This is a genomic window from Falsiphaeobacter marinintestinus, from assembly GCF_007923355.1.
GTDB classification, from domain to species: domain Bacteria; phylum Pseudomonadota; class Alphaproteobacteria; order Rhodobacterales; family Rhodobacteraceae; genus Phaeobacter_A; species Phaeobacter_A marinintestinus.
The window spans coordinates 382,932-409,424 of record NZ_VOGO01000004.1; the positions used below are offsets into that span (position 1 = coordinate 382,932).

The window sequence follows — 26,493 nt, forward strand, 5'->3', positions numbered from 1 at the left end:
TTCAGAACGTCAGGGTCGCCACCAGTTCGGCAGGTTTGACCGGCACGACAGTTCCGTCCCCGGCGACGCGTCCCATGCGGCTCAACTGGGCTTTTGATGATCCGGGAATCGCGGCCTCGGCTGCGGCTTTATCGGCCTCAGACACTCGATTTGCGGCACAAGCGCCCTTGGCCTCCCACTTTGCATAAGAAATCGGGCCAGCCACGGTTCCTGAAATCACCCGCGGTGCGATGTCGTTTTGCTGAACCTTGCCCGAGTCGATCAGCGTCTTGATCGCCTCGGCGATGATTTCGGCGCTTTCCTGAAACGCCATCGCGGAAATGGTTTCTTCTGCCTTGGTTGGGGTTTCGTCGGTCAAGCAGTGCCTGGCCACGAACAGCCAGTCATGAATCATATAGGCCGGAGCATAACCCCAGGGCGCAAAGCCGTTAAACAACTGCGCGGCGCGTGGGATCGATCCCCCGTCGGTATAGATCATCTCGGGCTGGATCCTGCTGACGCTGCCATGGCCTTCGGCGCGAACGAATTGCAATGGATCGCGTGGGTTGGGGACAAAGACGAAACTGCCATCGCCGCTGCGCCCGCCTTCGCCGATCCACATGACGAACAGACTGCCCGTGAACGTGCCTGTCGGAGCTTTGTCATAGTCGACTTGGCCACAGGCCGTCAGAATCACAGCCGAAAGCGCGAGGAAAAGAAAACGCATGGTCAGGCTCCGTCAATTCCACGGTCTTTTTTAGTGATCAAGGGCCCGCTCGGGCGCTGGCCAACGCCCTTGTTCATATCAATCGCACCGGGTTTTGGCTATGTCTTGGTGGTCGTCCCAGCCCAGGATTGAGCAGGAGCAAGCCTGCCCGCTCAGGAAAAGCCTGTCAGTTGTCTGTTTGTTTGATTCGCAGAACCGGCGCGGAGTGGAAGACACCGCGCAGTTTGCCTTGGATCCACTTGGCCAGTCCGACGGTGACCGGCAGCCCCAAAGCAAAGGCGAAATAGCTGATCAGGCCGTCGGTCAGACTTGCATCCATGACGGTGCACTTCAGTAAAGCTACTACTAAACCGATGAAACTGCCGACGATGATAAGGATAAGTGCCATGCGGCAACGGTCCTGATGTAAGTCGAAACTGGTGAGAAGGGCGAAACAATCGAATGAGGTGGGGTGTGGGCAACCTAAAGGTGAGTGGGGAATCGAATCCCTCAACTAATGATAACTTCAAAATATAAGATGAGCGAGAAATTTTTGAAAATAAATCAACCTAAGCGGGAAAATGCCGAGCAACACACCTTGTCACAGCGGTCTCAATAGGATCGGGCCGTTGTTTTTGGGCGGAAACCGCGTCTGATGGCGCGTTAGCGCGGGGCCAGAGTCATGATCAGGTCGTTGACGAGCTCGGCCATTTCAATTCCCGCTGCAAAATTGAATTGATTAATCGACATAAAGACCCCGACATCTCGGTTGGGTGCAAACGCAACATAGCTGAAAACACCGTTGGTTCCCCCGGCCTTTTGCAGAATCAAGGGGCGATCCCCGTCGGGCATCATGATGACCCAACCAAGGCCCATTGCATCCATCTGGCCGGATTCGTCCAAGCCATACACAGGGTTCAGCCCGTCTCGGATCAACCAGGCCGCGTGGCTGATGTTACGTGCCTCACTATCCGGGTCTGCAAAGCGATCAAGGTTCCACTTTAGATACTCCAGCATGTCGTTCGCAGTGGTATGCAGCTGTGACGCGCCTTGCCTGTTCGGGATCGCCGGGCCGGGGTCCATCTTGTTTCCATTCCAGTCATACCCAGTCATCACGTTGTTTCCGGTGGGGCGGGCATAGCTGGTCGCAGTTAATTTGATGGGGTCAAGAACCTGTTCTTGCAAAAGCGCATCATATGATTTTCCGGCCGCCCCGGCGAGCGCCATGGCTAGAAGATCAAACCCGACATTGGAGTAAAGAACACCAGTCCCTGGAGAAAACAGCAAAGGGGCACCGTTGACGTTGGCGACAAATGACTCGTCGCTGTAACGTTCGATCCCGTCAAACGCCGCAAGCTCACGCGGTGTTCCGGCAGAATGAGTCGCAAGGTCAATCAATCGGATCTGATGGCCATCCTGTTCGGGCATTTTTTCGATGATATCAATGAAAGGGCCGGCCAGATCCGTGAGCGAGGCCGTTCCGTCCTGGACCAGATTTGCCAACGTGAGGCCCGTGAAGGTTTTGGTGATCGATCCAACCCCGATGACCGTATCCGCATCCGGCGCCTGTCCGTTGCCCTTTTCGGTTTCGCCAAACCCATAGACCGCAGTTTCGCCATTGCGGACTGCTGCGATGACCAGACCGGGAACGCCCGTGTCGATGTGAAAAATCTGCCCGCTGAATGCAAGCGCATCCTTAAGCAACAAATCCTCGGAAACAGCGGGAGCGGCGAGGACGGAAAAAGCTGTGATCAGAGCGGTCAGTTTCATGAAGCAAGCCTTTGTAAATGAGTGTGGCGGTATTCAGGAGGCATCGAATCACGATACCGACCGATGGTAAAGGATTTCCTACGCCGCCACGATGTCTGGTGATCGTGGCGGCGGGTGATCACTCACCCGGGTCAATGCGGTGCGCGCCGTTCTGGTGCGACGGACTCGATTGTCGGGCGGGACGGTCAGGGTGATTCCACCGACGCTGAAAGGAACTGCGGAATGTAACCAAAGTGGCGAAAGCCTGTCAGCTGTCCGCCCGCTGAACCCCAAGAAGAGGTGAAGTCTGGAACAAGTGGCGCAACTTGATCTGGCTCCACTTTGCCAGTCCGACTGTGATCGGCAGGCCGAACCCGAACGCGAAATACGTAGTTAGGCCTTCTAAGGCGCTGGCTTCCATCACAAGGCATTGTACCAACGCGACGCCGAAGCCGATGAAACTGCCGAAAGCGATAAGAATAAGGGCCATGTGATGTCCGTCTGTCCGACTGTTCTGATTGTGGGCAGAAAAGCAGGCGATTGGGGCGAGATTAGGGCATGAATTTGGCCAATTTCGCCGTTTTTACGCAAAATCAGGATTTGTTTCGATTGTGTGACAGAGTTCACAGATGAAACCGTTTCTATGCGCAAGGGTAGGGGATCAAACGATAATTTTGAACAGGGAGACCCTTGCCATGACCCAGAAGATTGCCCCCATGTTTCTTGGATTTTCCACCCCACGCCGAACGAAGGCGATGCCGATGTGTTGCCAGACACGATGTCAGGCGAAAGACCATTCTGGTCCGGAAAAGCCGAGGGTGAGGTGAGTAAAAACTGTTCAAAATCAACGATGTAACTGTAATCAGCAGGCTTTACGCTCTGCGGTTGGATTGCACGGATGTGCATCCGCCAGCCTGCCACCAGGGAGGTCACCCGCGTCGGATGACATAAAAACGATGCGCGAGTTTTGGAAATGTATGAAGTTCAGTTTTACCCGTTTCTTCCGCACCCTCGGGTTGCATATGCGCAACCGTCGCGGAAGGTAAATACCCTGCGTTTGGTCCGTTTTGTACAGCCCTGAAGGGGGGCATTGCCCGTTTTGTACAAAACCAAACCGGCTCAAACCCCCGCAAATTTAATTGGTTGTTAACGCGGGGCCGTTACTTGGCAGCAGCCAGACGCGCCTCGCGGATCATCATGTAGAGGCCCGAGGCGACGATGATCGCGGCACCTATCAGGGTCCAGCCGTCGGGCAGGTGGCCGAAGGCCATGAAGCCCCAGAATGACCCGAACAGGATCAGTGAATAATGCGCGGGGGTCACGACCACGGCCAAGGCGATTTCAAGCGCCTTGATGATCAGGAACTCTCCGCAGGCGGCCAGTACGGCCATCAGCGCCATGAGGCCGATGGTGGAGAGGTCTGTCGGGGTTTTCCAGACGAAGAACAGGGGCGGGAACAGCAGCAGGATCGACGTGCCGGCGGTAAAAGCCAGCGTCGTTTCGGTGCGGTCGCGGCTGCCCAGATAACGCGACAGGATCTGGCGCGCGGCAAAGGCCGAGGCGGCAAGAACGACAAGGAAGATGGCCGGGTGGAACACCCCCATCCCGGGGCGGATGACGATCAGCGTGCCGATAAAACCGATCACAACAGCCGACCAGCGCCGGATGCCGACCGATTCGCGCAGGATCAGGGCGCTGAGAATGGTGACCATGAAAGGTGCCACGAAAGTCACGGCGACCGCATCGGCCAGCGGCACATAGCGCAGCGCATAGACAAACAACAACGCTGAGACGATGGCACAAAGGCCCCGCGCGATCTGCAACCTGGGCGCAACGCTGCGCAACAGGGACGGGCCGCGCAAGGCAATCAGGATGATCACGGCGGTGGTTAACCCCAACTGGCGGGTCCAGACGATCTGAATCGGGTGAAATTCGGCGGTGAGGATTTTGGCCGCCAGATCAGCCATCGAGAACATAAAAAACCCGGCCAGCATCAGAAGAAGGCCGCGCAGGTTGTTCTGCGGACGATCAAACGTCGGATGTGCGGTGGCCATGGCGGATCTGCCTGATGAGAAGGGAAAAACCTTCGACTTGGGCAGGATAGTCGGGATGGTGGGGAAGGCAATGGGGTTGGCTTTTTGCATTTGGGAATGAAGAGATCCCCGATCAGGTCAGGGATCTCTGTGGTCAAGAGATTGCCGTGTTCTTAGCCAGTGGCTTTTACGGTATCGACAGAGGGTGCCACACTGTATTTTGACATGAAAACGGCCAAAAGTGATCCGTCTAGCATGTTCTAGAGTAGAATGTAGTCTCCAGATTCAAATGAAATTTGTTCAACAACCGGGTTAAAAGCTCCATTGTTTACTATCACTACCTCTGCTTCACCGTTAACCAGAATTGTAGTAGTCCGCCTACCATGTTGAACCTGTGTATTTTCGACGGTCGCACCGCCTTGCAGGAAAAGAACATCGTTCCCAGAACGATCAGCAACTCTATCCATGTCGCTTACTGCGACATCTATGTAGAATTCATCATCACCAGAGCCTCCAATCAGTCTATCGGAGCCGCCATTGCCAAACAGTTGGTCGCTTCCGGGGCCGCCCACAACTCGGTCATTCCCGCGCCCACCAAACAATAGGTCGTCTCCCACGCCACCCGAGATAATATCATTGGACTGATTTCCATATATTTCATCATTGCCTCTTCCGCCGAAAATACGGTCGTCCCCATCGACTACATCACTTTGTCCGTTTAAGGCTATCGAGGATCCGTAAATCAGATCGTTACCTGCACCTCCCCAAATGCGATCACTTCCTATTCCACCTTGAACAAGGTCATTCCCTGACTGGGCATAGATGAAATCATCCCCGTCTCCTGCATCAATAATGTTATCTCTTGAGTTGGCGTTTATAGTATCCGCGCCCTCACCGGAGGCAAAAAACTTACTGTCCCCACTCAATGTATCACTGGCTGCAGTTCCAAATGTTGTATTAGGATATATCTCTAGCCCCAGTTCTTCACTGTAGGACATAACGCCCTTTAATGCCTCCACAGGGTTCGCTGATCCAAGCGCATACTGCAAATTGGTTGCGATGTACGCCACTTCAACGTCAGTCAATCCAGCCGCAGAGAAGTCAACTTGTTGAAGGATTTTGATGAGCATCTTCCCGAAAAAGGAATCTGAATACTCCTTGGTGCCATACGCGACACCTGAGTTCTGAAGGTTCGTGAAAATTCCGTCTTGAACTCCTGACGGTAGTACTAAGTAGTCAGTAATCAAAAAATAGTTATCCTCAAAGTGAGCAACGTGAAAAAATTCAATATTATCCCTGAAGTTAATTGAGTTAAGGTCCATACCGACACCCGAAATAATATCGTTCAGTGTGGAAACAACTTGCGCGGCATGTTCTTCAGTTTCTATTACTTTCCCACCATCCAACTGCCTTACGACGGGATCCATGAAAAATCCGTTGGCTCCGATGGAAATAGTTGCCCAAGCTCGTGGATCTGTATCTCCGGAGAAAAGATCATCGATGATGTCAAACAAAGACTTCGCCGTTTCTATTCCCTTGTTGATCGAGTCAAAAATTGCAGATGCACCTTCTGCGTACGTTACGAACGTTGAAAAAATTGCCGCCGTCTCGGCGATGAAAGTAGATTCGTTCTTGAATTTCCCAGTGGTGTTGAAAGATGTCATCCTGCAATCCTCTAAGCTGATTCACGCCTTTACTATACACGCTGATCCAGCATGGCATAGCATGTAAAATTCAAAGATGATTGCTGTAGTGCGTTTCCCTAAGCAGGGTTTTGTTTGCAGTAGAGTTCGAGTGGCAGTTTCATGATTTCTGTACAGAAATTGACGTCTATGAGCTGATCAGGAGAGTGGTGGTGCATTTTCTTGCATATCTGGTTTTGGGTCGCTTTAGGTATTTCTTTCAATTAGTTGCACTCGTTACATGTTGGCTCATTTCAAGCAGCACCAGCAGCTGTGTAATTTTTCGACTATTTCTTGTGCGATACATGCAATAGTTACGATCGTCTCACCTCACAAACTTCTTGTGCTTCAAGCGTTTCGGCTCCAGCGCGTCGGCCCCCAGTCTACGTTTCTTGTCTTCTTCGTAATCTGCGAAGTTGCCTTCGAACCATTCCACGTGGGCGTCGCCTTCGAAGGCGAGGATGTGGGTACACAGGCGGTCGAGGAAGAACCGGTCGTGCGAGATGACCACGGCGCAGCCGGCGAAGTCGGCGATGGCGTCTTCCAGGGCGCGCAGGGTTTCGACGTCAAGGTCGTTGGTCGGTTCGTCAAGCAGCAGGACGTTGCCGCCTTCTTTCAGCAGGCGGGCCATGTGGACGCGGTTGCGTTCGCCGCCCGAAAGCAGGGAGACTTTCTTCTGCTGATCGCCGCCCTTGAAGTTGAAGGACGAGCAATAGGCGCGGGAGTTGACCTGGGCGTCACCCAGTTCGATGAGTTCGGCGCCGCCCGAGATGGCCTCCCACACGGTTTCGTTGGGCAGCAGGTCGTCGCGGGACTGGTCGACATAGGAGAGTTTGACCGTGTCGCCAAATTCAATGGTGCCTGAATCGGGTTGTTCCTGACCGGTGAGCATCTTGAACAGCGTCGATTTACCGGCCCCGTTGGGACCGATGACGCCGACGATGCCGCCGGGGGGCAGGTCAAAGGACAGGTCTTCGATCAGTTGCTTGTCGCCGTAATGCTTGGCGATGTTGGTGACTTCGATCACCTTGGAGCCCAGACGCGGGCCGTTGGGGATGACGATCTGGGCGCGTCCGACCTTGTCACGCTCGGACTGGCCCGCCATTTCGTTATAGGCGGCGATCCGGGCCTTGGACTTGGCCTGACGGGCCTTTTGGCCCTGGCGCATCCATTCGAGTTCGCGTTCCAGCGTCTTTTGCTTGGCCTTGTCTTCGCGGGCCTCTTGCTGGAGGCGCTTGGCTTTTTGTTCGAGCCAGGCGGAATAGTTGCCTTCGTAGGGGATGCCGCGGCCGCGGTCGAGTTCGAGGATCCAGCTGGTGATATCGTCGAGGAAATAGCGGTCGTGGGTGACGATCAGGATGGTGCCCTTGTAGTCGATCAGGTGCTGTTGCAGCCAGGCGATGGTTTCGGCGTCGAGGTGGTTGGTCGGTTCGTCGAGCAGCAGCATGTCGGGCGCTTCGAGCAGCAATTTGCACAGCGCAACGCGGCGTTTTTCACCGCCCGAGAGGCTGGCGATTTCGGCGTCATCGGGGGGGCAGCGCAGGGCCTCCATGCTGACGTCGACCTGGCTGTCGAGATCCCAGAGGTTTTCGGCGTCGATCTGGTCCTGAAGGGCGGCCATTTCGTCGGCGGTTTCTTCGGAATAGTTCATCGCCAGTTCGTTGTACTTGTCGAGGATCGCCTTTTTCGCGGCGACGCCCAGCATGACGTTGTCCCGCACGTTAAGGCTTTCGTCGAGCTGCGGTTCCTGCGGGAGATAGCCGACCTTGGCGCCTTCGGCGGCCCAGGCCTCGCCGGTGTAATCGGTATCAAGGCCCGCCATGATCTTCATCAGGGTCGATTTACCGGCGCCGTTGACGCCGACCACACCGATCTTCACACCGGGAAGGAAGTTGAGATGGATGTTCTCGAAACATTTCTTGCCGCCGGGATAGGTCTTGGAGACTCCGGACATGTGATAGACGTACTGATAGGCTGCCATGATTTTTCCTTCACCTCGACTAGCAAGCGATTTAGCCGGTTGAGGGCGGCGCTGCAATCACGGTTTGTTGGTGCACACGTCGATTGACCTGGGTGTGTCGCCACGTTTGGACAGCAAGGTGTAGGAAAATTTGCACCCCTTCGGATCAAGATAGATTGCCGGGAAGGATGTGTTCCCATTCTGTACCTGTTCCGTCGATTGGCCAGCGGTACAGACCGCGCAGGGCTGGCGTGATGGGATACCCCGTGACGGGTGGATTTGCGACGCCTAGCCGCTTTTGCCGTAGCGCGCACGCCAGAGTTCACGTCGGAGTTTGTAGCGTATCCGCTGCCACGGGGTGTAGTCGTCGGGATAGGTGCAGAGGCTTTTGGGCAGCACCCGCATCCGGTTCGGGCCCAGTTTTAGGTGATGCCAGAAAAGGTTGACCGGACCGGTCGACACGACCTCGCCGTTGTAGCCCGCAAAGACGTAACTCACGTAGCCTTCTTCGGGGCGCAGTTCGTCAAGCGTAGGGCGTGCCGAGCCAAGCACCGCGTCTGCCAGAGAGGCTTCGACGAAAATCAGGTTTGCCCCGGTGACCGTGGCCAGAACATAGCCTTTCTTGCCGGCAAGGTCGCACAGGGCACGGGGGCCGTTGCCGTGTTTGACCTCAAAGTCGGCGGGCTGCACGTACGGCAGGCAATTGGGAATCGTGGGGTTGAATTCAATGCAGACGACCTTTGGGCGGTAGGCTTCGATCGAGTTCCAGATGTGCCAGTCGCAGCCGTCAATGTCGATCGACAGGAAATCAAAATCATGCGGGATCGGGGTTTCCGCCAAAATGGTTTCCAACCGCCCTTCGCCCGACAGCGACACCCACCGCAGGAACTTTAACACGCGGTCTTCGGGCAAGTTCTGCTGTTGTTCCCTGAACCGCTGTTCGTTGCCTTCAACCAGAACGGCGGAATAGCCATCTTCGCGGATCAGTCGGCAGGTATTGGACAAGTGGACGCCGTCCCATGCACCGAATTCGACACACCATTTATCAAGTTCCGTCGTCTTGGATATGCGCGACAGGCATTCGGCCAGAATCCCGTCTTCGCCGGTTTGAGAGTACGTGTTCTGGGCGAAATCGGATAACGGTTTCAGGCTTTCCGTGCTCATTGCGTTGGCCTCCGGTTTGATGCGCACGCGTTGAAATTACGAACAGCGCTTGGTGTGCACAACGTCAACGGCCCCCGAATGCGACAACAGGCCACGTGGGTGCGGGCGGAACCCTGCGCGCCCAATTCGCGTGACGGGATCGGCTTGGCGACGAATACCGGGTCTGGCGCGTCTCGCGCTTTACAGGCGTTTCTCGAAAAACACCTGCGCATAAGGGTCGTCGTTGTATCGGGGGATTTCGGTCCAGCCGAAGGATTTGTACATCGTAATTGCTTCGGGCAGGGCGGTGTTGGTGTCCAGCCGCAGGGTGGTGATGTTGAGGGTTCGGGCCTGAGCCTCGATACGTGTCATCATCTGGCGGCCAAGGCCAAGCCCGCGGGCGGTGGGGGCGACCCAGACGCGTTTGACTTCGGCGATTGCGCCACCGTCGCCTTTGAGGCCTGCGCAGCCGATGGGGGTATCGTTGAACTTGGCGATAAGGAAGGCGCCGACCGGGGGGCGCAGGGCGTCGGCGTCGGGGTCGCGGCTGAGCGAGACGTCGAAGCCGGTTTTGAAGCGGCGGCCAAGTTCGGCATAATATTCGGTCAGGCAATAGAGGGCGTCGGCGTCTTGCGGGTCGACGATGTGCAGGGAGATGTCTGGTTTCGCTGTCATGGGACAGACTTTAGCGGGGCAGGGCGCGGCTGCAAGGCAGGCGTTGACAGTTCGGGCTGCTGTGGCGACAACCGCCAAGAGGGGCGAGTTGGGGACATCGGTGGAAAATCGGCCATTTGCACGCGCGGGTCAAAGCATTGGCCTGTTGGGCGGATCGTTTGATCCGGCGCATGACGGGCATGTTCACATCACGCGCGAGGCGTTGAAACGCTTCGGGCTGGACCGGGTGTGGTGGCTGGTGAGCCCCGGTAACCCGCTGAAAGAAAACGGCCCCGCGCCGATGGGTGACCGGATGGCGGTCGCTCAGGACGTCATGCAGCATCCGAAAGTGACGGTCACCGATATCGAGGCGCGTCTTGGGACGGTCGCCACGGCGGATACGATTGCCGCCCTGCGCAAGCGCTATCCCGGTGTGCGGTTCGTGTGGTTGATGGGGGCGGATAACCTGGCGCAGTTTCATCTGTGGCAGGATTGGCGCGATATCGTGCAGGCGGTGCCAATTGGCGTGATCGCGCGGCCCGGTGACCGGATATCGGCGCGGATGTCACCGGCAGCGCGGTTGTTTCAGCAGCATCGGCTGGACGGGGTTGCGAGCCATCTGTTGGCGCGGGCCGAGGCGCCGGCCTGGTGTTTTGTCAATGTCCCGATGAGTAACCTGAGTTCCACCAAGATCCGGGCGCGGGGCGGCTGGGCTAAATGAGGCCTCGGCGCATCAACCGCCGCATTTTGCCTCAATTTTCCGTTAAATCTCCCATTTCTGCTCGATTGATTGCCGCAAATATCTGAGACTCTTCTGAACCATGAAAAGCATGTTCACACGTCGATTGTTTCTGGGAGGGGTGGCTGCGACCGCTTTGAACAGTGCGGCCCTGGCAAATGCGCCGGTTGCGTCGTTGCGCCCGCAATTGCGCGGTGCGGATTTTGCGCGCCGGGCCGGGGGCGGGGCCGATGGGCTGATCGCCCGGTTCGGACTGCCGGGAGAGGTCGCCTGTGCGGTAGCAGATGTGACGTCCGGCCTGCAGCTTGAGGCCGTGAACGGTGAAACCGGTATGCCGCCTGCCAGTGTCGCCAAGGCTCTGACCGCTTTGTACGCGTTGGATGCCATGGGGCCGGGGCATCGGTTTCGGACCCGTTTGTTGACGCGCGGGGCCATTGCGAATGGGGTTCTGAACGGCGATCTGATTTTGGCGGGCGGGGCAGACCCGACCCTGGATACCGATGCGCTGGCCGGGCTGGCGGCTGCGTTGAAGGCCGCCGGTGTGCGCGAGGTGCGGGGGGCGTTCGAGGTGTATGACGGGATGCTGCCCTATGTGAAGACCATCGACACCGACCAGCCCGATCATCTGGCCTATAGCCCGGCTGTGTCGGGGATTGGCCTGAACTTCAACCGGGTGCATTTTGAGTGGAAACTGACCGCCAATGGCTATGTCGCCACAATGGATGGGCGCACGGCCAAGTATCGCCCTGCGGTCAGTATGGCGAAGATGCGGATCGTGCGGCGGAATTTGCCGGTTTACGCCTATTCGGATCAGAACGGTGTGGATCAGTGGTCGGTTGCCAGTTCGGCATTGGGCAAGGGCGGGGTGCGGACCTTGCCGGTGCGCAAGCCTGCGCTGTATGCGGGCGATGTGTTTCGCACGCTGGCGCGGTCGAACGGGATTGTTCTGAAACAGGCCAAGGTGATCCACAGGTTGCCGCCGGGGGCGCGCACGATTGCGTCGCATGACAGTGGCCGGTTGGACGATATCCTGAAGGCGATGCTGAAGTATTCCAACAACCTGACGGCGGAAACGGTTGGGATGGCGGCCTCGGTCGCGCGCGGGCACCGGCCCGGATCGCTGCGCGAGTCCGCGGCCGAGATGTCGCGTTGGGCGGCCATGGCGCTGGGGATGATGAACACGAAGCTGGTCGATCATTCGGGGCTTGGCAGCGCGTCGCGGATGCCGCCCTCTGATCTGGTGGGCGCGTTGGTCAAGGTGCGTCAGGAAGAGAACCTGCGCCACCTGCTGAAACCGTTTCTGATGCGGGATTCACAAGGGCGGGTGAACAAGGCGCACCCGATCAAGGTGGATGCCAAAACCGGCACGCTGAACTTTGTGTCCGGGCTGGGCGGCTATATGACGGCGGCCGACGGGACCGAGCTGGCCTTTGCCATCTTCGCAGCGGATGAGGGCCGCCGGGCACGGATCAAGAAAGCCGATCGCGAGCGGCCGCAGGGCGGAGCCCATTGGAACCGCCAGGCCAAGAAACTGCAGCAGAAGCTGATCGAGCGCTGGGGATCGCTTTATGGGAGTTGAATCTTCAGAGCATGGTGCAGTCGATTACCCTTGGTCTCTGACAAAGACAAAGACAAGGACTAGCTGGCGCTGACGAAAAAGCCGAAAGCAGCGCAAAAAGTGGCTGCCAACTGTTCTTCGAACTAAAAGAAATGTTGGGCGAGGTAATACACCCCGCCCTTATTCAATTCAGATTCATCCACACATCAGTTTTTCGGGTGAAGCAATCATGTCCCTGTGGTCTTCGACAAAGGCCGCAATGCCCGCGATGCAGGACGACTGCCCACCAAAGCCAGACCAGGTTTGGAAGTGAGGAATATGCACATAGGTGGTTGGATCGCGCTTCAACAGATTGGCGAAGACGCCTGCAACGATGTTCCCGCCTGCGCCGGTCAGCTTGCCATTGCCGTGCTCCTCGGCCTCTTGCAGAGCATAGTACCAAAGCGGTGTTTTCTTGAAGCCCAATGCGGCAAGCGGTTCTGGTACGTCCACGAGCGCAGTGCCGAACAATGCGGCGGCCTGCTGCCCGCTGGCCAATTGATAGGTGTACCGGTCGCGCACCATATTGCGGAGCGCAAGGTTTCGAGATTGAGCCAGGGTCAGCGTTACTTCGATGTCCGCAAGTTCGATCGGGTTGTGCACAAACGGCAAATCCAGCAACGCTGAGCCGAGACCAAGGCCGACAGGGCGGGCTTTTTGCGCCTGCAACCCACCGGTCATTTCAAAGAACAAACCCATATCGATGTTTGCGTCCTTGGGGCGGGGTGCAAAGCCGACCGTTGCAAACAGGCCTTTGGCCTCTTGATCCGATTGAAGCTTGTACTCAAACTGCACTGTTGCATGTCCGAAACGATAGCACGCCCCCGAGAATTCTACCGGCATGACCGGCGCATCCCAGTCAAAAAGATCACCATTAATGGCGCTGTCCAGGCAGGTTTGATCAACAAATGCAGGCAAGAGTTCGTTCCAGACGATCCATTGATAGTGCAGCCTGATAAAACGCCGAACCTCTTCGAAATTGGTCAGCGCCGGGTTGACGTGATCGTGCCAGACCTTTTTTGCAATTCCGTCCTGAGCGCAGGTTTTGATGTCGTCAGCTGCGACACCTCCTTCCAGGGCCATGCTCATCAGGATGTTGTGAAGTTGAATAAAGAGCCCTTGGATTTGCGCGACAATCACGTTTTCGTCGTTACGGGGGTCGCCGATCAAAGCCTTGCCCGCACAGGTGCGCGCAAGGTCGAGAGGGTTTGCATGGCGCCCGAAGACAAGGAAATGTTCTTGCTCATCTTTGCCGTAGAGAACCGGAGTGGCCTCGGGTCCAGCGCCATAGACACAGTCCAGATCCAGGCTGGGTGTCCTGACGTTCGGGATGGTTGCCGGATCTATTCGGGTGCCAAGTGCAGAAGTCGCGTCGAGGGTAATGTCGTGATCAACGAACTGGCCGAAAAACGTCATGCCTGCATCGGCGGGACCGGCTTTGTTATCGGTGGCGCGCATAGTCTCGGACAGGTCGTGTAGCGCATTGATGACATCGGTGTGTGTGATTTTCTTGATATATACAGGGTTAGGCGGCATTAGGCGCCCAAGGGTTTGTGCAAATGGTTTTGCGGGACCCGCCCCTTGCAAACATGTTTTAACAAGTTGGTCTAGCCGTGTAAGTCCATGGTGCATTCCAGCCATAGCTGAACTCCTCCAATAAATAGTCAAATGAGTTTTTCAAAAAGAAACCGTATTAAACGTTGGGGACACTAGCTTACTATTTAGTGAAAATCAACCGTGGCGCGAGTGACGCGTTCTCTCTTCCGACCGAAGTGTTTCGCTCTGGGCCGTATTCCTGAGAAGGTATTAATAACGCTAGATATTTGGAAAAATGCGTTAATCCCGGATAATAATCCGGGTGTTGGGCATGCCGGCCTCAAGCGTCATGTTGAACAGGATCTCGGCGTTGTCGGGGTGCAGGCGGATGCAGCCGGCGGAGGCGACGCAGCCTAGTTTTTTGATCTGGGTCGTGCCGTGGATGGCGTAATTGCCGGAGAAGAAGATCGAAAACGGCATCGGCGCGTTGTTGTAGAGCGTCGAGTAATGCATGCGCTTCATCGACTGGGGCGTGAACACACCGTTTGGGGTCACTTTGCCGGGGCGGGCGGTCGAGACTGGCCAGCGATAGAGCAGCTCGTCATCCAGACTTACCGACATCATCTGTTCGGATTTGTCGATATACACCCTGAGCTGGTCGGCCCAGCCAGGGATCGTGGTCATCAAAAGGGCCACCAACCCAGCAAGCACCCGGGCGTAAAGGCGGGGCATCACTGGGTTGGCTGGCGGATTTTGCATTGCGGATCAGGTCAGATGCCGGGCGCGGGCGCCGCGTTCGATGGCGGCGGCGTGCAGGCGGTCGATGTCAAGCTCGTAGCGGATTTCTTCGAGCAGGCGCAGCTCGGTGTCGGCGAGTGATCCATCGGCGGCGGCGACGTCGCAGGCCAGCGCATAGGCGGTTTCAAACAGCCGTTCGGGCAGGTTGTTGCGGATCAGACCAAACAGGGCGTCTAGCCCGTCTTCCTGATCGAACAGGTCGAACACGATCTGGGCCATGCGTTTGGTGCGCTCGTCCTGATAGTCGGCAAAGACCGGCAGCATGTTCACGGCCGACTGGATCTTGACCAGTTCGGCGGTGCGGATGGTATCATCGGAGGCGGAAACTGCGATCATCAGAGCGACGAGGCAATCCTGTGGGCTGAGCACGTTTGTGTTGGATTCGGTCACCGGGCAGATCCTATTCAATAAATACCTTGTCGCAGTGCAGAATATTGACGTCATTCCCCCAGCACAATAGGTAGCGGCGCAACGTTGCGCGGGATGTGCAACCTTTTCCTCCGGAGTGAAACATGTCGGACCTGCGTGAAGCTGCCCTTGAATCAAAAGCCTGGCCTTTCGAAGAGGCGCGCAAGCTGGTCAAACGGCTGGAGAAAACCGGCAAGGATACTGTCCTGTTCGAAACCGGTTATGGCCCGTCGGGTCTGCCGCATATCGGCACCTTTGGCGAAGTCGCGCGGACCACGATGGTGCGCAACGCGTTTGAGGCGATCAGCGATATCCCGACCCGTCTGATCTGTTTTTCGGACGATCTGGATGGCATGCGCAAAGTGCCGGAAAACGTTCCGAACAACAAAGAATTGCACGATCACCTGCAAAAGCCGCTGACCTCGGTGCCCGATCCGTTTGGCGAGTTCGACAGTTTTGGGGATCACAACAACGCCATGCTGCGACGGTTTCTGGATACGTTCGGGTTTGAGTACGAGTTTTACTCGGCCACCGAATTCTACAGGACCGGACAGTTTGACGAGGTGCTGAAACGCGCCTGCGAACGCTATGACGACGTGATGAAGGTGATGCTGAAGTCGCTGAGGGAAGAGCGGCGGCAGACCTATTCGATTTTCCTGCCGATCCACCCTGAAACCGGTCGCGTGTTGTACGTGCCGATGAAAGAGGTGAACGCACAGGATCACACGATCACCTTTGACGACGAGGATGGGCGCGAGTGGACGCTGCCGGTCACCGGCGGAAATGTGAAATTGCAGTGGAAACCCGATTTCGGCGCGCGCTGGGCGGCGCTGGATGTCGATTTCGAAATGTATGGCAAAGACCATTCGACCAATACGCCGATTTACGACCGGATTTGCGAAATTCTGGGTGGTAAAAAGCCCGAACATTTCACCTATGAGTTGTTTCTGGATCAGAATGGTGAGAAAATTTCGAAATCGAAAGGCAATGGCCTGTCGATTGACGAATGGCTGACCTATGCGTCGACCGAGTCGCTTGGGTATTTCATGTATCAAAAGCCGAAAACGGCAAAGCGGATGTATTTCGACGTGATCCCGCGGGCGATGGATGAATATCATCAGCAGCTGAAGGCCTATCCGGGACAGGATGCCAAGCAGAAGGTTGCCAATCCGGTCTGGCATATCCATGGCGGTAACGTGCCTGAGTCGACGATGGTGGTGTCCTATTCGATGCTGCTGAACCTGGCGTCTGTGGCCGGGGCCGAGGACAAGGAAACCTTGTGGGGCTTTATCCGTCGCTATGCGCCGGATGCGACGCCTGAAACGCATAAGGATCTGGACGATGCGGCCGGATATGCGGTGCGCTATTACAACGATTTTGTGAAGCCAACAAAGGTGTTCCGTGCGCCCACCGATCTGGAGCGCGAGGCGCTGGAAGATCTGCGCGATCGCCTGAAAGCCTGGGATGGCCCGGTCGATGACGAAGCGCTGCAATCTGAGGTTTACGCCGTGGGCCGGGATCGGTTTGATCCGCTGCGGGGCTGGTTCAAGGCGCTGTACGAGGTTCTGCTGGGCGCAAGTCAGGGACCCCGCTTTGGCGGGTTTATCGCGCTGTATGGTGTCGATGAAACGGTTGCTTTGATCGACAAGGCGCTGGCGGGTGAATTCAGTTAACAGTTTGGCAGTCTTGTCGGTTTAGGCAGGCTGACAGGGCGCGTTGGATAGACTTGGGTGTCTGTCGGCTGTCGTGTTGATTGCCAATGGGGGGATGCGTCCGTTTTGTCACGTTGGGCCGGGGTCTAATTGACGGGCCTTTACGAAACGGTCTTTTGTCTTGGGGTCGTCGGATGCCGGTTAAAGGAATTGATTGCCAGAGAAACGAAGCATTTGTAATAAAGACGTGTTTACCTTGAAGAAACGGCTATTTGATTAATTAATACGGAGTGTTTCCCATGACCGGATATGAACCGCTGAACACCCTGAAACCGGTGGGCGAGGACATCTGGATCATCGACGGGCCCGAGATCCGGTTTTATGGATTGCCGTTTCCAACGCGGTGTACCGTGGTGCGGTTGCGCAGTGGCGGGCTTTGGGTGCATTCGCCGACCTTGTTGACGAATACGTTGAGGGCGGAAATCGACGCGCTGGGGTCGGTTGACCATCTGGTTGCGCCGAACTGGATCCACTATGCCTCGATCCCGGAATGGCAGGCCGCGTATCCCAAAGCGCGGGCCTGGGCCGCGCCGGGCGTTGTCGAGCGGGCAGAGTCGCAAGGCCGGTCGATCACGTTTGATCAGGAATTATGGGCGGGGCCGAACCTGCCGTGGCTGGGCCAGATCGACCAGATGATCGTCGAAGGCAGTACCGTGCACCGCGAGGCGGTGTTCTTTCATACAGCCTCGAAGACGCTGATATTGACCGACCTGATCGAGAATTTCGAACCCAGGAAAGTGCGCTGGTATCTGCGGCCTGTTTTCCGTTTGGTGGGGATCGCGGATCCGGACGGTAAAATGCCGCGCGACATGCGGATGACGTTCCGCAAGAACCGGGATCAACTGCGCGAAGCCGTCGAAACGATGATCGGCTGGGGCCCCGAGCAGGTGATCGTGTCTCATGGGCGCTGGTACCAGGACAACGCAGTGGAAGAATTGCGCCGGGCGTTTCGGTTTGTACTTTAGGTTTTGACGTCCGCTGTGGCCGGCCTAGCTGTTTGGTCAGGCAACGGCGGAGGTTTTGATGCGGATCATTCTGATAGCAGCGGCATTTTGGTGCGCGCTGACGGTAGGCAGCTTTGCCCAATCACGCGAAATCGAAACCACCATCGGGGGCCAGATCGAGGCGTTTCTGGTCGATGATTTCGAAACCGCGTTCACCTTTGCCAGCCCTTCGATACAAGGAATTTTCGGAACACCTGAGAATTTCGGGCGGATGGTGCGCGAGGGCTATCCGATGGTCTGGCGCCCGGCTGAGGTGCAGTATCTTGAGCTGCGCGACATCGGCGGGGCGCTGTGGCAGCGGATTCTGATCCGGGATACTGCGGGCGCCGCGCACCTGCTGGATTATCAGATGATCGAAACCGAAAACGGATGGAAAATCAACGGTGTCCAGTACATCGCCCCGCCAGATGTTAACGCTTGATCACCTCACCGTGACGGTGGTGTGAGCCAAGGTTAACGCCAAAAGGCTACTCCCTTTCCCGCATCCGGGCCTGACCCGGTGCCAAGTTGAGACGCGCGCCCGATTGGTTGGCGGGCTGATTTGGGAAAGGGACCAGAATGAACAAGGCAATCACAGATGGCGTGGTGTTCATGCCGACTGCTTTCGAGGACGGTCTGAACGTCTGGTCGAGCGGGAACGGCACGTCAGGGTCGGATACTTATGACACCGCAACAAACGCGGTGTTCGTTCCGGCGGATCAGGATTTCGGCGGCTGTCTGGAACTGCAGAAAGTGAATTCGACGCAAAAGCTGAGGTATACGGGGCAGACGCCGATCGTCCCGGGCTGTTACCTGCAGGTGCGCGTGAAGATCAAGGCGATCAGTGGCAGCCTGCCGTCGGTGCGCATCGCGGCCTGGGCGGGCGATAGTAATGAAAACCATGTGTCGGATCTGGACGAGACCGGCCCGTCGGTGGCGCTGACAAGCTATGGCGAAGTGGTCGAGGTGACGGCCATTGTCGGGTCAGGCACGCGCGGCGGCGTCGATATGGTGTGGGGCACCGCCCCTGTCTATGGCCATTTCGGGCTGGACCTGATCGGGGCCAGTGGCGGCGTGGTGCGGATTGACGATGTCGAGATCGTGGATGTGTCGAACGTTTTTCTGCGCGACATGCTTGGGGTGGTCGATGTGCGTGACTTCGGGGCTGTCGGCGATGGCGTGACGGATGATTCCGCAGCCTTTGAAGCGGCCGATGAGGCGGCCGGCGGGCGCCGGATCCTGGTGCCTGAGGGCGAGTATTTTCTGGGCGAAACCGTCACGCTGAATGCCGAGGTCGACTTTGAAGGCACCATCGAGATGCCGACGGACAAGATGCTGCTGTTGCTAAAGGATTTCGGCCTTCCGAGCTATATCGCAGCCTTCGGAAGCGAAGAACTGGCGTTTCGCAAGGCGTTTCAAGCATTGCTGAACAATGCTGACCACGACAGTCTTGATCTGGGCGGTCGCAAGATCAAGGTGACCGGGCCGATTGATATGCAGGCTGCGGTGCCCAACAAGACCAGCTATGCGACACGGCGGGTCATCCGGAATGGGCAACTTGAGGCCAGCGAAAGTTCGGCATGGGACACGGATGTCTTCACCTCGCAGGCGACCTATTCTACGTCGGATTCACGCAAGCTGAGCAATGTCAGCAACGCCGCCAATATCCCTGTCGGTTGCCTGGTCGAGGGCAACGGGGTCGGGCGTGAAGTCTATGTGCGGTCGGTGAACGCCGGGGCTCAGGAAATCACCCTGAGCGCGCCGCTGTATGATGCGGCCGGCACCCAGACCTTCACGTTCCGGTCGTTCAAATACATGTTGGATTTCAGTGGGTTCGAGTCGTTCAGCAAGTTCGGGCTTTCGGACGTCGAGCTGCAGTGCGAAGGCGAATGCAGCGCGATCCGGCTGTCACCGAGCGGGTCGACCTTTAACATTCGCGATTGCTTTATCAGCCGGCCGAAGGATCGCGGGGTGACGTCAATTGGTGGCGGCTGTCAGGGCATGCTGATCGACCAGTGTCAGTTCCTGTCATCCGAGGACAGCGAAAGCGTCGCAACGCGGACGTCGATTGCAGTGAATGCCAACGCAAATGACGTGAAGTTTCGCCATAACAGGTCGACCCGGTTCCTGCATTGTGCGCTGTTTCAAGGCAGCAACACCATGATCATCGGTAACCACCTGTTTCAGGGCGATGACGACGTGAGCGGGGTTCGTTCGGCAGGGGTCGTTCTGTCGGGATCGCATTCCAGTTCGACGATTTCCGGGAACTATGTCGACAATTGCTTGATCGAGTGGACCAACGAGCACGATCCGACCCCTGATCATAGCAACGGGTTTTCGTTCAGCGCGCTCAGCATCACCGATAACATCTTTCTCGCCGGGTCGGTGGCAAACTGGTTTGCCTTTGTCGTGATCAAGCCATACGGGGTTGGCCATTATCTGAACGGGGTCACCGTGACCGGAAACAAGTTCCGCTGCATCAACGGGTCGATTGAGCGGGCTGACCGTGTCGACACCAGCTTTGCCGGGCTGGATTTTGCGAAATCCAAGAACGTGACGTTCGAAGCGAACACCTATCACAATGTTTCGGTCCAGCCGACGAACCCGTTGCGGGTCAAGCATAATCAGGGGTCGACGTCGCAGGTCTGGACCATCGATTCCGATGACAAGCTGCCGTTTGGGGCCTTTGTACGCCGGGTCGATTCTGTTGTGGCCTATGACGAGGTCGTGGACGGTTCGGGCGACCGGGAACACGGCATGCCGCAGGTGCGCGTGGGGCAGGGATCGGACAACGATCAGGTCAAGCTGGTCTGGCCCAAGGCGGTCAAGGGCGACGTGTCGGTGGTGATGCGGATCGACTTGTGATCAGGTCGGCAGGGCCATGTCTTTTGGCGTCAGCACAAAGGCCTTGCCGAAGCCGCCGTTCAGATGCCCCTGACGGGTGCTGAACACGGCAAACGAGAAGTCGGCGAACCCGATATAGAGCTTGGATTTGGGATGGTCGCGCAGGTAATGCGCGGCCGTTTTGTCATACCCGGTGTCGCCTTTGCGCAGGAACCGGGCCTGCGCCATAAGGGTTAACCGGGGATGGGTCAGCGGATCACCGCGTTCGCCCGGTTCACCGATCAGAAGCGCGCCGTTTGGGTTGGCTTTCAGGGCGGTGGTATGGGCCGACAGGTCTGACACCAGCGTCAGAGGGTGACCGTCCGGACCAAGGCCAAAGGCGACGCGGGTTACCATGGGGGATCCATCCGGCAGTACCACGGCAAGGGCGGCATGACGCGCTTGCGCCAGCAGATCACGCGCCATTTGGCGCGCGTCATCGTCAGTGGGGCGGATTGGGTCGGTCATGTCTGGGGCCTTGGATATAGGTGGTTGCGATGAATGCCTGTCGCAGACCGGCGTGGGAGAGCTGCAATACGAATTGGAAACCAGGATGTTTGCATTGAACACGAATTGTCAAATGCTGCGCGATCACCGAAAGTCTGCCACACCCTGAAACTGTTTTGGAAACGTGGCAATGAAATTGCTCAAGCCAACCCTTGATCATATTCCGGCGTACGCTGCCGCTTTGAAAAGGGGGTGGTCGCCGGACAATCTGAGACAGCAGGCAACACAGGAACAGCTTTCAAAAATCTCGGATGACGCGGCCACATTTGTCTCAAACCTGGACGATCCGACGGCCAAAGCAGGGCCGATAACGCTGCCGGACGGGTCTAAAGTGGCGCGATTGCCCAGTATTCGGCGGTGGATATGGGATAGTGAGTTTTGCGGCCATATAAGCCTGAGGTGGAAACCGGGGACGGAAGAGTTGCCGCCCACGTGTTCGGGGCACATCGGCTATGCTGTTGTGCCGTGGAGGCAAGGCGAAGGGCTGGCGACCGCCGCATTGGTGGCCATACTTCCAGAGGCGAAAGCCTTTGGCCTGAGGTATGTTGAGGTCACGACAAGCCCGGAAAACCCTGCATCGGTACGTGTTATTGAAAAAGCGGGCGGTGTTCTGATGAAAGCCTATACAGCCGATAAAGCCCTGGGTGGGCACGAAACACTACAATACCAAATCTCATTGGCAGCTTGCGGATAGGGTTGTTGGCATGCGGTTTCAACAGGATGCTGGGCGCCGTTTTGCCCTGAAACATCCAGCATGAAAACCGTGGCATTCATTGGGGCGCGCGGCGCAGCCCTGTTCTACGACACTTGGATCCAGACGCCAAACTGAACCCAATCAAGACCTCGAGGTCAACTGCAACATTTGGGACTTCGGGCGGGTGGCAGAGAAACGATGCACGAGACACCCCGACCTGCTGTGTTGGACCAGGCTGACAGATTGGAATCTCGCGGAAATCTGGGAATGATATCCGCGAGACACCTGATGTTAACCCTCAGGCGTGTACCAAATGGGTGAGGTATACGCGCGTTCTTGGTGGCTAAGCGGTATGTCACCCGCCATCTCCATCTGGAAAAACTCCTGATCATAGGCTTGCCAGGTGGGGGTGGGGATCTCGAGAACACGTGCATAGTAGACAGCCCTGAGGGCTGGGTCGAAATCCGGGTCGGTCCAGACCACACGCATTTCAGCGTCGCCGATGTTGTTCAGGTAGGTTGCATTCGCCTCATCAACGGTGTTCCCAATGGGACCATCGCAGCGCCCGTCGTCTGTAACGGCGCGGTCCGCACAGGCGACATCGTAAATACGTTCCTGCCGGTCGCCGTTGGCATCGACCCAGCCTTTGACGATCTGGATGCGATCAAGATTGCCTGACCATGTATCTTTGAGCGCTCCGACCATGAAGACCGGTGCCGCAGCATCCCCCCGTGCTGGCAGATCGCCCCCCATCGGGACACCGCGTTGATATCCGATCTCGACCGCGTCGGGACGGAAGACATCATCCTTGCCGTAATCCCAGCCGCCGAAGAAGCGCACCGAGATGCGCGTGCCGGTGGTGGCATAGGTCTCTTTGCGCATCATCGCATCAAACAATGCCTCGCGCGTGTTTTCTCGGGCCCAGACACCGGCAAGACCTGAGGCGAGTTCCTCGTAGGCAAATGTGGACAAGCTGTCGTCGCCCGAGAACGCTTTGATGACATAGTGTTCCCAACGGTCGGGCATCGGTTCGGTTCCGGCAAATTTGCCCCAATAGTTCTCTTCCCGGGACGAGGCGAGCGACGTGTGCGCGTCGGTTGACCCGATCATGCCGAATTTGAACGGGTTGGCACCCAGTTCCGCGTCCTGCTGCAATCCGATTTGCAAAGCCGAACGGGCGTACTCGTGCGGCAGCATCTCGGGTGTCTTGGGCTTCACACCGGCGATGTCGCCTTTGTCCCATGTTCCATAGTCTGCAAATTCGTCCGTGGTGGACAGCACCGGGTGGGTTTCGCCGTCGCCCTTGATCTGGGTGACTTCGTAGATCGGTTCCCACCGCATCCTTGTTTCGGCATATTCCTTGGTCAGCGGCTGGCCATTCAGACGCTCGGTGGCAAACATCAGGCCATTCGACAGGTTCCCATTGTGCGGGATGGCCAGCACGGACCCACCAGTATCGTCCTCATAGGCTTGCATCCACGCCCAGAGATCTTCGGGATCCTGGCTGTCGTAGGCGGAAAACGGAACGATCCGCTTTGCCTTGTCTGCATCGTCTTTGAACACGACGACCCGGTGCAGGTTCGAGGGGCTTTCTTCGGTATTAAGCGATGTCCATTCGTATCCGATCAGGGCCGTGAAAGTCCCCGGATCGTTGTGGCGTTCTGCGGCATCGAGTTGCCGCTCCCAAACGTTGATCTGCATTTTTCGGCTTTTGATCGGATCGCCGGTGAACAGGTAACTTCCCCATTCCCGGAACGCCTCGTACCCATCACCTGAATTCACCATGTCGTACCAGCGCTTTCCGTTTTCGGTGGCCAGCAGGTCAGGGTTGGCTTCGGCGATATAAGGCGCAAGCCCAAGCGCTTCGGCATGATCCGAAACAACAAGGAAATCGAGCGGGCGGATCAGTTTGGTCGGCTGCCCGGTTGAGCTTGTGACCTGCTGGCCCTTGGCAAATGCATAGGCATCATCAGGCCCAAGAAGGTTGCCAATCATGCCGCTGTCTGACGAATACCGCGTATGCAGATGGGTATCGCCCCAAAATACACCTTCGGCAAAGCTTGGCATGTGCTCGGCGCGTTCGGCGTATGGTGAATAGATTTTCGGTTTCGCGGGGATGTCTTCCTTGTCAGGATTCAATGCCGTCTGGGCGATCGCAGCTTGCGAAACCATCAACAAAGCCAAGGCCGAGCCAGATAAATAGTGTTTCATTTACGGTCTCCATCCCAATTGTGTCGCCCTGAAGCCTAGAGCAATGTATCTCGTTTCGCATTGTCCCTCGGGTCAATTGACAGACGCTATTTTGGCGATTCGTGTCGGTTTAACGGGTCAATGCGAAGGCTCGGCCTGTCGGCACAGCAGGTAATCGATTTGGACGGATTGCAGGGTGCCTTTCCACCCTGAACGGGCTAACATGACAGCTGTGGTATTCTTCGGATCATTCGCCAGACGGACCTTGCAGTGAGGGCTCAGAGCTGGGTAAATGCCTTAGTTTTTCCAATCCGAGGCTCTGATGTCTGACGTCATTTTGCATAACTATCCGCAGTCTCCTGTCGCGGAAAAAGCGCGGATTGCGCTTGGGATCAAAGGGGTGTCGTGGTCGTCTGTCGAGATCCCGCGCCTGCCTCCCAAGCCCATGCTGACCAAGCTGACGGGCGGATACCGTCGGACGCCGGTCATGCAAATCGGGGCCGACATCTATTGCGATACACAATGCATTCTGCAGGAACTGGAGCGGCGGTTTCCGTCTCCGACGTTTTTCCCGACATCGGACGCCGGTTTGATCTGGAGCCTGAGCCGCTGGACGGATGGGGCGCTTTTCGATCTGACCGTCAAAATCGTTCTGGGGTCCGCCGGGTCTGATTTGCCCGAGGATTTTGCCGAGGATCGCGGGCGGTTGTACCTGGGCGCGGATTGGGCTGCGGGACTGAAGGCGGCAAATGAAAACCTGCCGCATCTGGCCGCGCAAATGCGGGGGCCAATGACGTGGCTGAACACGCAGCTTGCAGATGGCCGGACATTCCTGCTGGGGGCCGAGCCTGCGGCGATTGATGCGCAGTTCTATCATCTGATCTGGTTTCTACGCGGGCGCTGGAATCAAGGCCCGACGTTTCTGTCAGAATTTCCAAAGCTTGAGGCTTGGGAAGCGAATGTTGCGAAAATCGGGCATGGACAGATGTCGGACCTCTCGCCGGAAGAGGCAATTGCGCGGGCTTCGGTCGTGGAGCCTATTGTCGTCCACCATGAGGATCCGAACGATCCGCAGGGGCTGGTGGCGGGTATGGACGTCATTGTGTCACCCGATCTGGACGGCGGCGAACAGCCCGTGGAAGGAACGTTGGTTGCCGCAACCAGCGAGCGCGTGGTGATCGCAAGAACGGACGCCGATGTGGGCAACATCAACGTCCATTTCCCGCGGATCGGATATCGCGTTGCCGTGATCGGCTAGCTGGCCGTTTGCGTGCATTGGGACGCGCCGCCGTGCGCCGGGTTTTGGCGGCCTGTCTAGAACTGTTTCCAGAGGCCGAATTTAACGCCGCTGGTGTTGATCGGGCCATGTTTGCGTTCAAAGCCGATGACCAGCGTACCGAGTTTCTTCATGTCGTAGCGAACGCTTGGAGTCAGCGTCCAGAGCAGGGGCAATCCGCTGGCTTTGGCGGTTTCGATCTGAAACATCGGACCGACCCGTCCGAAGTTGGGCAACCCAAGGGTCGCGTCCAGTTTGAACAGCGGTTTGGGCGTGCCAAAGCGCTGTTCAACCGCAGCATCCAGCGAAAGCCAACCATGGCCCCATCTGGTTTTCAGACCGCGCCCAAGTGACAGGGTCGCCTTGAGCATCGGGTTCCATTCTCCCTGCCAATGATGCCCGCCTGCCGCAGTTTCGATCGCCATCTTCAGGTCGCGATCCTGCGGGCCGACGGGTAGGCGCAGGAAGGCCAGCGCGTGGCCGGAATAGCCGATCAGGTGATTGTAATCGAACCCGATGGTGGCGCGCGGGAACAGGCCGTATTCGGCATAGATCGCGGTTTCGTTCAGCAATTCTTCACCGCTCATCCTTAGGGTCGAGGTGATAGCTGTGAACAGGCTGTCCTCGTCGCGCAACCAGGCCCCGGCCGCCACAAGGGAGGCACCGCACAACCAGATCACAAGGGCCGTCAGGGTCATGCGCATGACACATCCTCCGCCCACAACGGTCGTATGACTTGGTTAACAGGTGGTTAGGAGGGGCGTTGAACAGAGCTTTTTATCGCAGTCCATGGAGGTTTTGCAGCCGATGTCAGCCATTTCCTATTTCCCGGGATTGATAGGATCGGAACGCGTGGAGTAAGATGGCTAAGGTGAATTAAGTTGATTAACATCAATCTAAGTCATGAAGCGTATCAAATTTGGCCTGGAAAAGGGGCGATCAGGGCCAATTGCAGTCAAGTGACTTGGCCGAGAAGGTCTTTTGAAGGCAATTTTCGAATATCCCCAAAAGCGCATTTCCAAATGTCGATCGAGGGTTTTCGGTATCTGACGACTCTGTGGATTGAGTTTTGGTAACTGAGTTCAGTCAAGCACAGATGCTGTTTAACCGGACGCTGTCCGGCGATCTGTCAGTACCTTTGCCGACCGGGACTGATGTCGAATAGTTGGGGGCGCGCAATTCCGTATTGGCCGCTGCGTTGTTTCACACCGCAACGGCCCTGCACCGGCAAAACGCGGTCGGGTAGGGTCAGAAGATAAAGTCG

Annotated in this window: 23 protein-coding genes; 8 read left to right on the top strand and 15 right to left on the bottom strand. The window is 57.0% G+C overall.

Annotated elements, in window-relative coordinates; genetic code table 11:
• Position 1 precedes the first annotated feature (1 nt).
• From FOY56_RS11585 to FOY56_RS11625, 9 genes are all read right to left on the bottom strand, one after another.
• The gene (locus FOY56_RS11585; RefSeq protein ID WP_146345997.1) at positions 2–706 is read right to left on the bottom strand and encodes a hypothetical protein; all 705 of its coding nucleotides are present in this window, start codon (positions 704–706) and stop codon (positions 2–4) included.
• A 166-nt stretch (positions 707–872) separates the two neighbouring features.
• Positions 873–1,094, bottom strand: a complete 222-nt coding sequence (locus FOY56_RS11590; RefSeq protein WP_146345998.1) for a hypothetical protein — start codon at positions 1,092–1,094, stop codon at positions 873–875.
• Positions 1,095–1,348: 254 nt separating this feature from the next.
• The gene (gene ampH, locus FOY56_RS11595) at positions 1,349–2,455 is read right to left on the bottom strand and encodes a D-alanyl-D-alanine-carboxypeptidase/endopeptidase AmpH (protein ID WP_146345999.1); all 1,107 of its coding nucleotides are present in this window, start codon (positions 2,453–2,455) and stop codon (positions 1,349–1,351) included.
• A 247-nt stretch (positions 2,456–2,702) separates the two neighbouring features.
• Positions 2,703–2,924, bottom strand: a complete 222-nt coding sequence (locus tag FOY56_RS11600) for a hypothetical protein (protein WP_146346000.1) — start codon at positions 2,922–2,924, stop codon at positions 2,703–2,705.
• Positions 2,925–3,594: 670 nt separating this feature from the next.
• Positions 3,595–4,488: a DMT family transporter gene (locus tag FOY56_RS11605; protein WP_246139468.1), complete on the bottom strand. Its 894-nt coding sequence runs from the start codon at positions 4,486–4,488 to the stop codon at positions 3,595–3,597.
• 239 nt (positions 4,489–4,727) lie between these two features.
• Entirely contained in the window at positions 4,728–6,131 is a 1,404-nt protein-coding gene (locus tag FOY56_RS11610; protein ID WP_146346001.1) for a calcium-binding protein, read from the bottom strand.
• Positions 6,132–6,474: 343 nt separating this feature from the next.
• Complete coding sequence (gene ettA / locus FOY56_RS11615; protein ID WP_146346002.1) at positions 6,475–8,130, bottom strand: energy-dependent translational throttle protein EttA; 1,656 nt, start codon at positions 8,128–8,130, stop codon at positions 6,475–6,477.
• A gap of 267 nt (positions 8,131–8,397) precedes the next feature.
• On the bottom strand, positions 8,398–9,273 hold the full coding sequence (locus tag FOY56_RS11620; protein ID WP_146346003.1) for a class I SAM-dependent methyltransferase: 876 nt from the start codon (positions 9,271–9,273) through the stop codon (positions 8,398–8,400).
• 180 nt (positions 9,274–9,453) lie between these two features.
• The gene (locus FOY56_RS11625) at positions 9,454–9,927 is read right to left on the bottom strand and encodes a GNAT family N-acetyltransferase (protein ID WP_146346004.1); all 474 of its coding nucleotides are present in this window, start codon (positions 9,925–9,927) and stop codon (positions 9,454–9,456) included.
• Positions 9,928–10,027: 100 nt separating this feature from the next.
• Between FOY56_RS11625 and FOY56_RS11630 the strand changes: the two genes are divergently transcribed.
• Together FOY56_RS11630 and dacB are read left to right on the top strand one after the other, a co-directional pair.
• Positions 10,028–10,627, top strand: coding sequence for a nicotinate-nucleotide adenylyltransferase (locus FOY56_RS11630; protein WP_246139469.1), 600 nt, complete (start codon positions 10,028–10,030; stop codon positions 10,625–10,627).
• Positions 10,628–10,727: 100 nt separating this feature from the next.
• Positions 10,728–12,224, top strand: a complete 1,497-nt coding sequence (gene dacB / locus FOY56_RS11635) for a D-alanyl-D-alanine carboxypeptidase/D-alanyl-D-alanine endopeptidase (RefSeq protein ID WP_425468361.1) — start codon at positions 10,728–10,730, stop codon at positions 12,222–12,224.
• Between the two features lie 174 nt (positions 12,225–12,398).
• Here the strand turns inward: dacB and FOY56_RS11640 are convergent, their stop codons facing one another.
• The 3 genes from FOY56_RS11640 to FOY56_RS11650 all read right to left on the bottom strand — a co-directional run bounded on the left by FOY56_RS11640 (position 12,399) and on the right by FOY56_RS11650 (position 14,912).
• A complete protein-coding gene (locus FOY56_RS11640) occupies positions 12,399–13,778 on the bottom strand; it encodes a peroxidase family protein (RefSeq protein ID WP_186766317.1) in 1,380 nt (459 codons plus the stop codon).
• A gap of 300 nt (positions 13,779–14,078) precedes the next feature.
• On the bottom strand, positions 14,079–14,462 hold the full coding sequence (locus tag FOY56_RS11645; protein ID WP_146346007.1) for a L,D-transpeptidase: 384 nt from the start codon (positions 14,460–14,462) through the stop codon (positions 14,079–14,081).
• Between the two features lie 81 nt (positions 14,463–14,543).
• On the bottom strand, positions 14,544–14,912 hold the full coding sequence (locus FOY56_RS11650) for a tellurite resistance TerB family protein (protein ID WP_425468363.1): 369 nt from the start codon (positions 14,910–14,912) through the stop codon (positions 14,544–14,546).
• A gap of 176 nt (positions 14,913–15,088) precedes the next feature.
• Between FOY56_RS11650 and FOY56_RS11655 the strand changes: the two genes are divergently transcribed.
• The 4 genes from FOY56_RS11655 (at position 15,089) to FOY56_RS11670 (ending at position 20,544) form a co-directional block, all read left to right on the top strand.
• On the top strand, positions 15,089–16,657 hold the full coding sequence (locus FOY56_RS11655) for a lysine--tRNA ligase (RefSeq protein ID WP_146346009.1): 1,569 nt from the start codon (positions 15,089–15,091) through the stop codon (positions 16,655–16,657).
• Between the two features lie 278 nt (positions 16,658–16,935).
• Positions 16,936–17,661: a DUF4336 domain-containing protein gene (locus tag FOY56_RS11660; protein ID WP_146346010.1), complete on the top strand. Its 726-nt coding sequence runs from the start codon at positions 16,936–16,938 to the stop codon at positions 17,659–17,661.
• Between the two features lie 58 nt (positions 17,662–17,719).
• On the top strand, positions 17,720–18,121 hold the full coding sequence (locus tag FOY56_RS11665; protein ID WP_146346011.1) for a DUF4864 domain-containing protein: 402 nt from the start codon (positions 17,720–17,722) through the stop codon (positions 18,119–18,121).
• Between the two features lie 137 nt (positions 18,122–18,258).
• On the top strand, positions 18,259–20,544 hold the full coding sequence (locus FOY56_RS11670) for a glycosyl hydrolase family 28-related protein (protein ID WP_146346012.1): 2,286 nt from the start codon (positions 18,259–18,261) through the stop codon (positions 20,542–20,544).
• Here FOY56_RS11670 and FOY56_RS11675 read toward each other — a convergent pair whose 3' ends face one another.
• Positions 20,545–21,030, bottom strand: coding sequence for a HugZ family pyridoxamine 5'-phosphate oxidase (locus FOY56_RS11675; protein WP_146346013.1), 486 nt, complete (start codon positions 21,028–21,030; stop codon positions 20,545–20,547). It abuts the gene before it with no gap.
• Between the two features lie 169 nt (positions 21,031–21,199).
• Here FOY56_RS11675 and FOY56_RS11680 point away from each other — a divergent pair, with 169 nt between their 5' ends.
• A complete protein-coding gene (locus FOY56_RS11680; protein WP_146346014.1) occupies positions 21,200–21,763 on the top strand; it encodes a GNAT family N-acetyltransferase in 564 nt (187 codons plus the stop codon).
• A gap of 291 nt (positions 21,764–22,054) precedes the next feature.
• Here FOY56_RS11680 and FOY56_RS11685 read toward each other — a convergent pair whose 3' ends face one another.
• On the bottom strand, positions 22,055–23,974 hold the full coding sequence (locus FOY56_RS11685; RefSeq protein ID WP_146346015.1) for a DUF3604 domain-containing protein: 1,920 nt from the start codon (positions 23,972–23,974) through the stop codon (positions 22,055–22,057).
• Positions 23,975–24,275: 301 nt separating this feature from the next.
• On the opposite strand from FOY56_RS11685, the gene FOY56_RS11690 reads away from it, so the two are divergent.
• Positions 24,276–25,211 (top strand): glutathione S-transferase family protein, encoded by a 936-nt coding sequence (locus FOY56_RS11690; RefSeq protein ID WP_146346016.1) that lies wholly within the window; start codon positions 24,276–24,278, stop codon positions 25,209–25,211.
• Positions 25,212–25,267: 56 nt separating this feature from the next.
• On the opposite strand, the gene FOY56_RS11695 is transcribed toward FOY56_RS11690, so the two are convergent.
• Complete coding sequence (locus FOY56_RS11695; RefSeq protein ID WP_146346017.1) at positions 25,268–25,933, bottom strand: hypothetical protein; 666 nt, start codon at positions 25,931–25,933, stop codon at positions 25,268–25,270.
• Positions 25,934–26,493 lie beyond the last annotated feature (560 nt).